This is a genomic window from Robertkochia aurantiaca, assembly GCF_020166495.1.
Lineage (GTDB): Bacteria > Bacteroidota > Bacteroidia > Flavobacteriales > Flavobacteriaceae > Robertkochia > Robertkochia aurantiaca.
On record NZ_JAINZS010000001.1, the window covers coordinates 545191 to 554560 of the forward strand.

Consider the following 9370-nt stretch of genomic DNA (forward strand, 5'->3'; position numbering starts at 1 on the left):
TGATGCATATGCCGGAGCCTGAAACTTCTTTTCAAGGTCTTCCCCTTCAGAGGCATTACCCGGATAAAGGAGAGGAGTTAGTCAAAAAGGTTGGTCTTACCTGTCAGGTGTAGAAGCCTTGATCTATTAGAATTTAAAGATGGTTTTATTCGATCTGATCTAAAGCGCGCTACTAGGTTTAATTAACCAACCGCTAATCAGGAAGCTCGATTAAAGAGACTTTTGAAGAATTCCTTTATACGATGAGCTCCTAACACCGAAGACCTGTTCTCATAGTAACCATAATGATTCTTCCCATATCCGTAATTGGAAGGAGATACATCATTTAGAACCAGATTAAGATGAGGCAATTTTCCCTGCTCCTTAAGCTCCTTTATAAATTGAAGAATTTCCTTATCTGTATAATTAGCCCTGATGACATATAGGTTCATATCAGCATACTTACTGATCAAGAAAGTGTCTGACACTAGCAAGCAGGGAGCGGTATCTACGATCACCACATCATATTCTTCCCTGGCCCGTCGGAATAAGTCATCAGTTCGCCCTTTGATAAGTAATTCGGTAGGATTCGTTGGAATTGTCCCTGATTGCATTACATGTAAAAAAGGATTATCCTGTACAGGCCTAACTATCTCTTCAAAGTCGGCTTCTCCCCCGATATACTCGGTTAAACCCTTTTCGCTTGGCTGCCTTACAAGTCTGCTCAGATTGGGTCTTCGTATGTCTGAGCCTATAAGCAAGGTTTTTTTATGAGCAAATGCATATACCGCGGCAAGATTATATGCTATGAAAGACTTGCCTTCTCCTTTTACAGAAGAAGTAACAAATACAATTTTTCTGGTGACCAGCTTTTCATTTCTACCTTCAAGGATGAAATCTATATTAGTACGCAATGCACGAAAAGCCTCTCCCATGACCGTTTGATCTTTGATATCAACCCTCTCCTGTTCTTTTTTATAGGAAGGAATTTCTCCCAATATGGATATAGCACCCTTAAAGAGCGAAAGGTCATATTTGTCATTAACATGGGTATCAAGTTGATCTCTTAAAAAGAGTAACCCAAATGGTATTGCCATTCCAAAAATCAATGCTGCTAGCAGCACTATATTCTTTTTAGGATAAACGGGAAACTTATTATTAACCCTTCCTGGGTCAATAATTTCAGCATTCGGAGTGGTTGTGTTCAGTGTTATAGCCGATTCCTCTCTTTTTTGCAACAAGTATAGATAAATCGACTCTTTGATATTCTGTTGTCTTTGTATATCGCGATTTTCTCTCTCTTGCCCGGGCACAGAAGCTATTTTTGTGTCCAGTAATTCTTCCTGAGATTTCAGTTTGTTGATCCCTATATTTAATGCACTTCTAATATTCTGAAGACTTCCGATTATAGAAGACTTCAAACCTTCCAACTGTGCATTTAATTGAATCACAATTGGGTTTTTCTCTCCGGAACTTCGTAATATACGTTCTTTTTCCAGGGCAAGATCGTTATATTGCTTGGTAAGAGCATTTAGTGCCTGATCTTCAATTCCGATGTTAGTAGGTAGTAAACCATTGTTCTCTTCTTGCCTAAGGTAATTGATCATATAATTTACTGTATTGAGATCGGTCTCTAATTTGATCAACTCTCTTTCGGTCTGAGCGCTGTTTTCAAGAAACATCCCCGCCTCTGAAGTAATATCCGTCAGGCGGTTACCCACTTTAAATCTCTCTTTCTGCTGATCCACTTGGGAAAGATCGGATGAAATAATATCGATCCTTTCATTTATAAACTCATAGGTTGCTCTTGCAAGCTGATTTTTTGTATCCCGGGAACGCTGATTATAAAGCTCTACCAGTTTATTAACGAATTGAGCGGCCTTCAAAGGCACTCTGTCACTGATGTTTATAACGACTATATTTGATCTTTGAGCTTGTTCATTATATGAAATAACAGAAAGCCTGTCCCTGTAACTCGCTGCGGTTTCGTTCAAGGGGTTAAGAACAAAACGATAATTTTTTCCCATTAAATTTTGAATCGAATCAGCTGCCGGAGTCAGAATTAACGGTCCAATCCAGGTTTGAACTTTGTCTCCAAATTTATGCCTGGATGTTAAATCGTATTGATCGGTGAAATTGAATTCTGTAGGTGATAAAACTTCGATTTCAAACTCGAGACCCGAATTGTAATAAGTAGAGTCTGAGACCAAAAAACTTGCTTTAAAAGGAGGGTTTGGGTAGAGAACCCTATCTGCAATATTTCCTTCAGAAAAAATCTTAAAGTTAAAACCTAACTCCTTCACTGTTTCTTTTACCAACGCAAAGGAACTCAAGATGGTCACCTCATCCTGGTGCAACACATCTCCTCCATATATTAATCCCATTTCTCCAAGAATCGCTTTCTCAGGAGATGGATTATTACTGAGGGAAAGCAAGCGTATTGTTGCAGTAGATTGGTACAGAGGGGTAGTATATCGTAAGTATATAAAAGCAACTAATAAGCTGATAAAAATTCCAAGCAAAAACCACTTCCATTGCCTCAGATATCTGAAAACCATTTTTTTAAACGTCAGATCTTCAGCAATTTTTGAATTCAAAGTATTTCCGGCAGTTGAAGTCATAGTATTAAGTACGCGTAATAATTAAAACAGTGGAAGTTACCACTAATGACAATAGAGATACGATTATAGTAGCCCTGGTATCCAACGTTGAGGTTCTTATAGCCGAATTGTTCGGTTCTACGTACACCACATCATTTTGAGTTAAGTAGTAGACCGGTGAATTCACAAACTCTTTAGTAGTAAGATCAACCCGGGTATAGGTTTTCACTCCATCAAAATCACGTATTACCAACACATTGTCTCTTCGTGCTTTTATTTCAAGATCCCCTGCCAGACCCAGGGCTTCCAACAAGGTGATTCGTTCACTTGTAATTGAATATGTGCCGGGTTTTTGAACATGCCCTAATACGGTAACTCTGAAATTCTTTATCCGGATATTGATGACCGGGTCTTTTAAATACCCATCTAATTCCTCGATCAGAAGAGCCTTGGCTTCTTCAGAGGTCAAGCCCAAAAGCTTCAACTTCCCAATTACAGGAAAGTCGATAAACCCTTCTTCATTAATAACATATTCTACTTCCTGATAATTGACACCTTCCCCTTTTGTGAGGTTAAAGGGTTTTGCAGCCTCCATATCGAAGGTGGATATGTATATGCTTACTACGTCGTCAACTTTAAACCGGGGCTCGAACGAGCGAGTCTCTACTACGGTTTCGAATTCCCGTGCATTTTGAAAATAAGCGACATCTTCCCTGGAGGCACACGAAGAAAAGAAAACCACTGTGATCCAGGATAAACAGAGAAATGAATTTAAGTTTTTGAGGCAAACTTTCATCTAGTGCAGGTACCTTATTCTCAGACGTTTTTTGTATGAGGATTTATATTAAGTGTATGTAAAATAGCGTAATTAGGTGTTCTGACGTCTCTTTTTTCGTCTAAACTCTCATAAACCGAGTTGTTTGAAACAAATTCAGGAACTATTTCTTTTAATTTCCTTACCAAAACGAGTTTATCATGGTATAAATTCAGAATACACAACGCTTCGATTTTTGCTTTTAACTTTTCGAAATCCAGTTTCTTGACCTTGCTGATCATGATTTTCTCATGATAAGTAGGCATGGTGTCTTCTCCATTTGCCAACAGTTCTTCATATAATTTCTCTCCCGGCCTTAATCCTGAAATACGGATATCGATATCTTCAGGATATCTGAAGCCGGAAAGACGAATGAGATTTTTTGCCAGGTCAAATATTTTCACCTTTTCACCCATATCGAAAATAAAGATTTCCCCTCCTTCACCCATTGATCCGGCTTCAAGCACCAGCTGTGAGGCCTCAGGAATGGTCATAAAATACCGTGTTACATCCTCGTGGGTAACGGTTAAAGGGCCACCCTTTTCAAGTTGCTTCCTAAATAATGGGATGACAGAACCGTTTGATCCCAGAACATTCCCGAATCTGGTTGTAATGAATTTGGTCTTTTTCGAAACCTGCTGCAAGGCACCGATATATATTTCCGCTGTCCTTTTCGTAGCTCCCATCACATTCGTTGGGTTTACAGCTTTATCAGTCGACACCAGAACAAACTTATCAACTCCATATTTCAACGCAGATTCCGCAAGAAGCCGGGTTCCGAAAACATTGATCTTAACTGCTTCGTAAGGATTCTCTTCCATCAAAGGAACATGTTTATACGCAGCTGCATGAAATATCACCTCCGGTCTGTATTTTTCAAATATGGTATTAAGGCAATGAGCATCTCTTATATCTCCCACTATAACTTCAAAGTCGAGGATTCCTTCTCTTATAAATTCCTGTTGTAGATCATATAAAGAGGATTCTGCTATATCTAACAATATTAATCGCTTAAGGCTGTATTGCCCCAATTGCCTTGAAATCTCACTTCCAATAGATCCGGCTGCACCAGTCACCAATACAGTTCTGCCTTTGAATTCTTTTTGTAATGTCGGATTTAATATTTCGATGGGGGCGCGGCCTAAAAGATCCTCTAATTGAACCTGTTTGATCTGGTTCGCGTGTAACTCACCGTCTATCCATTTCTCAACAGGAGGTACAATCTTTACTTTTTCAACCAGGTCTATAAAAGCATCCACCTTCTTACGTAAAACCGTAGGTTCAATCTTCTGAATGGCAAAGATGATTTCATTCACCTTATTTTTTTCGATAAATCTGGTCGATATATCATTACAATGATAGATGGGAGTTCCGTTTATGCTATTACCTGTCTTTGAGCGGTCATCATCGACGAAACCCACAATCTTCACCCGCTGCTTGTAAGAATGGATTAGAGCGTTCTGAGTAATGATACCTGAATCTCCCGCTCCGTAAATGAGAATTCTTTTATGATTCTTCATTCTGGACTGGTACCACTTGTAGGCAGCCTTGAAGATAAGCCGACTGGATGCAAGAAATACAAACGTCATAAAGGCATGGAGGATAATAATGGATTTGGGGATTGTGAATTGGGTAATAAATTCAATTTCACGATTGACTAATACGAAACCGGTAGTAAGAACAGAAATCAGACCCGTGGCGATAAGCAATTTCAAAAGGTCACGAAAACCGGTGTACCTGATCACTCCTTTGTAAGAACCACTGATCAAAAAACTTACCAATGAGATACCTGCAATAAGAGGTAACTCCCGGTAAAAATGGTCAAGGTTAAAGTTTAAAGAAAGATCAAACCTTATATAATAAACCAGAAAAAATGTCACGAGCACTATAGTAATGTCAATAACAAGTACCAGCCACTTTGAAACGTATCTCGAAGTATTTAAAATAGGGTAATTATATGTCATCTTTCCAGGTTTTTCTTTATTAAATCAACAATACGCATGAGATCAACATCTCTCAAATCAGATCCGCTCGGGAGGCAGAGCCCTCTGGAAAACAGGTCTTCACTTATCCCGTTTTCATACTTCAACTCATTTCTGAAGACCTTTTGAAGATGCATGGGCTTCCAAAGTGGACGAGACTCGATATTTTCTTCTAACAGAGCCAAACGAACCTTTTCCCGCTCTTCGAATGATCTAAACAGAAGCGTGGTCAGCCACCTGTTACTTTTCATACCCTCGGGCTCAGAAAGGAACTCCAATCCAGGTAAATCTGAAAGCTGGCATTTATAATATTCAAAGTTTCTTCTTCGGGCCTCAACTCGTTCAGGTAATACATCCATCTGTGCGATTCCAATACCCGCGAGAACATTACTCATACGGTAGTTATACCCTATTTGAGAATGCTCATAATGGGGAGCTTCATCACGGGCCTGTGTCGCCAGAAAAACCACTTGATCCCTTACAGCTTGTGATTTTGACAATAAAGCACCTCCGCCGGAGGTAGTGATAATTTTATTTCCATTAAAAGAAAGAATCCCTATGTCTGCCAAACTTCCGCATGGAATACCCAGGTAGGTACTGCCTAAAGCCTCGGCGCTATCTTCAATTACGGGTATGCCATATTTTTGAGAAATACTGGCAATGGCTGCTACATTGTATGGCATACCATATAAATGTACCGCCATAATAGCCTTTGGCTTCCTGCCCTTATCCATCGCGTCAAGAATAGCCCGCTCAAGCAGCTCAGGACATGCATTCCATGTTTCTCTTTCACTGTCAATAAAAATGGGGTTCGCACCCAAATAAGTAATAGGGTTTGCAGAAGCAGCAAAGGTCATGCTCTGACAAAGAACCAAATCTCCCCTTCCCACACCTAACACCTTGAAAGCTAAATGGATTGAGGCTGTACCCGAAGAGAGTACGGCTGGTTTAACAGAGTGGTTGTAAAAATTTGCAATAGCGTGCTCGAATCCGTTTACATTGGGACCAAGAGGTGCTATCCAGTTTGTTCTGAATGCTTCTTTGATATAATGCTCTTCATCACCGCTCATATGGGGAGAGGAAAGCCAAATTTTTTCCTTGGTTGCGATCATTGGGTTATCTTAAACCAAGCAGGGTTTCGTAAAGCTTTAATGGAAGGGGGGCAAAATGTATTGCCAAGGAGTCAAGCCTGACAATTAAATTCATTTTGCTATTAATCAATTTGAACTGTCAGAGGCAAGTATAAAAGTACTAAAGTTGAGCAACCCCTATCGGGTATTTCGTTCAATCATTCATATAATCGGTTAAATACGAATGATCATAGTTCCAGATAAATAAGCCACAATAACCACCAAAGATACAAGACTGATATTCAGCCGATAAAAGATAAAAGTCAGAAGCTTATCTATTAATTGAGGTAATTCGGCAAAGAAAAACGAACATTAGATTTATATTTGAAATCAGAAATAAATTCCTATGAAAGAAGTAAAGAAAATCTGCTGCATCGGAGCCGGCTATGTAGGAGGCCCGACCATGTCTGTAATCGCTAACAAATGCCCCGAAATTGATGTAACGGTGGTAGATATAAATGAAAAACGCATTGCGGCATGGAATGACATTGATCTTGATAAGCTGCCGGTATATGAGCCCGGTTTAAAAGAAATTGTTCAACAGAGCAGAAATAAAAACCTTTTCTTTTCTACAGAGGTTGACAAGGCAATTGATGAAGCCGACATGATCTTTATTTCGGTGAATACACCAACCAAAACCTACGGTAAGGGAAAAGGGCAAGCTGCAGACTTAAAGTACGTCGAGCTATGTGCTCGTAATATTGCACGGGTAGCAAAAGATGATAAAATCGTGGTAGAGAAATCTACTTTACCCGTTAGGACTGCTCACGCCATAAAAAATATATTGGATCATACCGGGAACGGGGTTCAATTCGAAATTCTTTCCAACCCTGAATTTCTTGCAGAAGGAACGGCAATTGCCGATTTACTTCATGCCGATCGTGTGTTGATTGGTGGAGATGACACCCCTAGGGGAAAACAGGCTAAGAACATCTTAAGCAGCATTTATCAAAAATGGCTTCCTAAAGAAAATATCATTCAAACCAATCTATGGTCATCTGAACTATCAAAACTGGTAGCTAATGCTTTTCTGGCACAACGAATTTCATCTATAAATTCAATTTCAGCCTTATGCGAAAAGACCGATGCTAATGTGGCTGAAGTATCTAAGGCTATTGGTCTTGATTCCCGAATCGGACCCAAGTTCCTCAATGCCTCAGTAGGGTTTGGGGGATCATGTTTCCAAAAAGATATTCTTAACCTGGTATACATATCAAAAACATATGGATTATCTGAGGTGGCGGAATATTGGGAACAAGTGATTAAGATCAATGATTATCAAAAGCGCAGGTTTGCCGATAACATCATTTCTACCCTATACAATACCGTCTCGGGTAAAAAAATTGTTTTCTATGGCTGGGCCTTTAAAAAGGATACCAATGACACTCGTGAATCAGCCGCAATTTATGTAGCAGACGCCCTTATCGAAGAGCAGGCAGATATTGTGGTTTACGATCCTAAAGTAACTGCTGAGCAAGTGTTTGCCGATCTAGATTACTTAAATACCCGTCCGGAAGAAGAGAACAGAAAAAGAGTAACGGTTGTGGAAGATCCGGTAAAAGCTACGCAAGACGCCCATGCAGTGGCCATATTGACAGAATGGGATGAGTTTAAAACTTACGATTGGAATTCCATTTATCAAAGAATGCTGAAACCAGCTTTCCTTTTCGACGGAAGAAGAATCCTAGAGAGTAAAAAAATGCAGGATATCGGATTTAAATTCTATAAAATAGGAGAAAAAAACTGACATATTTACACCTTGTAAGTTACTGTATTACAATTTATTACCACGTAAAAATCCTGAAGTTCATCGAATTTCAGGATTTTTTTTGCCTCCGCTTAAAATTACATTTTACCCCGAATTATTGCACTTTATCGAAAAACAATGCAATTTATTAACATATAAATTGCTATATACACAGTTTTTGAGCCAAAACAACCTTTTGCGCACTTACCTTATCCTTCTTAATTTCTGTTAAAAAGTTGCAGTTCAACGTCTAAAGTATGTATTTCGCCGTATAAATTACTGTGCAAGCATAAGTTAAGTGCTCCACACAAAAGAAATTAATGAAAACGAAAAAGGTTTAAAAATATTAGTAGTGCAATTCGTCGAATAACACAATTATTTTATGGCTAAAGCACTGTAAATAAATATTTTAGCAAAGCCCAAATCTTAAACCCAAATTATCATGAACAGACTACTGAACGTCCGTCCTATGCTTATTTTTGTGCTTATTTCTCAACTTTTCTTCGCCTGTGCGAACGAAGATTTTGTGGAAGAACAGAAACTTGTTGAAGACGAGATTAATGAAGCTTATGTCGCTGCTACGATCTATTATGAAGAAGATGGAACTAAAACAGCGATCGTGTACTCTAAAAACGGAGACAAAAAAACATTTACGAATGGTAAAAAGGTTGGTCACACTAAAGAAGCGGCTCCAGATCCACTTTCTCCGCCTGAAGAATCAACCGATGCCGACAGTGTTGAGGTGTATCCGGATACTGAGTGGACAGATGACCAGGCTGTGGAAGAGACCACACCGGAAGAAGAAACTACTACTTCCACAGATCCAACCCAAACCAGTACTCCTGAAGAAGTTTTATACTGGAAAGACATGTTCGATCAGGAATGGACTCAGAGTGATTTCAGAACCGATTATGAAGATGCGCTTAGCAGATCTAAAAGTGCCAACCTGAATCACGAATACTATTTCCTTGGAAAGTATATCGATGGACTTCAGCAGGTATGGCAGGCTACCGGAGATAATCAATATCTCGATACAGCTCTTGAACTCATTCGCAATACGATGAATGATGCCGTGGATGTTGGAAACGGATATAAAGGTTGGCCCGATATCGATGGAA

At 39.3% G+C, this 9370-nt stretch carries 6 protein-coding genes; 2 read left to right on the forward strand and 4 right to left on the reverse strand.

Annotation, left to right across the window (positions count from 1 at the left end; translation table 11 throughout):
• Window positions 1–197: 197 nt before the first annotated feature.
• The 4 genes from K7R10_RS02470 to K7R10_RS02485 are packed head-to-tail and all read right to left on the reverse strand — an operon-like array spanning window position 198 to window position 6487.
• Window positions 198–2600, reverse strand: coding sequence for a GumC family protein (locus tag K7R10_RS02470; protein ID WP_224483099.1), 2403 nt, complete (start codon window positions 2598–2600; stop codon window positions 198–200).
• Window positions 2601–2604: 4 nt separating this feature from the next.
• Complete coding sequence (locus tag K7R10_RS02475; RefSeq protein ID WP_224483100.1) at window positions 2605–3375, reverse strand: polysaccharide biosynthesis/export family protein; 771 nt, start codon at window positions 3373–3375, stop codon at window positions 2605–2607.
• 20 nt (window positions 3376–3395) lie between these two features.
• Window positions 3396–5357, reverse strand: coding sequence for a polysaccharide biosynthesis protein (locus K7R10_RS02480; protein WP_224483101.1), 1962 nt, complete (start codon window positions 5355–5357; stop codon window positions 3396–3398).
• Window positions 5354–6487, reverse strand: coding sequence for a DegT/DnrJ/EryC1/StrS family aminotransferase (locus tag K7R10_RS02485; protein ID WP_224483102.1), 1134 nt, complete (start codon window positions 6485–6487; stop codon window positions 5354–5356). The genes K7R10_RS02480 and K7R10_RS02485 overlap by 4 nt, the downstream gene beginning before the upstream one ends.
• Before the next feature lie 364 nt (window positions 6488–6851).
• On the opposite strand from K7R10_RS02485, the gene K7R10_RS02490 reads away from it, so the two are divergent.
• Window positions 6852–8252 carry a nucleotide sugar dehydrogenase gene (locus tag K7R10_RS02490; protein WP_224483103.1) on the forward strand — a complete coding sequence of 467 codons (1401 nt, stop codon included), beginning with the start codon at window positions 6852–6854 and terminating at the stop codon, window positions 8250–8252.
• Window positions 8253–8694: 442 nt separating this feature from the next.
• The coding region (locus K7R10_RS02495) for a hypothetical protein (protein WP_224483104.1) at window positions 8695–9370 on the forward strand (676 nt) is incomplete at its 3' end.

What these genes read in the sequence shown, in the direction of transcription:
- K7R10_RS02470 (WP_224483099.1), bottom strand. Translation starts at nt 2,600, where the DNA reads ATGACTTCAACTGCCGGAAATACTTTGAATTCAAAAATTGCTGAAGAT.
- K7R10_RS02490 (WP_224483103.1), top strand. Translation starts at nt 6,852, where the DNA reads ATGAAAGAAGTAAAGAAAATCTGCTGCATCGGAGCCGGCTATGTAGGA.
- K7R10_RS02480 (WP_224483101.1), bottom strand. Translation starts at nt 5,357, where the DNA reads ATGACATATAATTACCCTATTTTAAATACTTCGAGATACGTTTCAAAG.
- K7R10_RS02475 (WP_224483100.1), bottom strand. Translation starts at nt 3,375, where the DNA reads ATGAAAGTTTGCCTCAAAAACTTAAATTCATTTCTCTGTTTATCCTGG.
- K7R10_RS02485 (WP_224483102.1), bottom strand. Translation starts at nt 6,487, where the DNA reads ATGATCGCAACCAAGGAAAAAATTTGGCTTTCCTCTCCCCATATGAGC.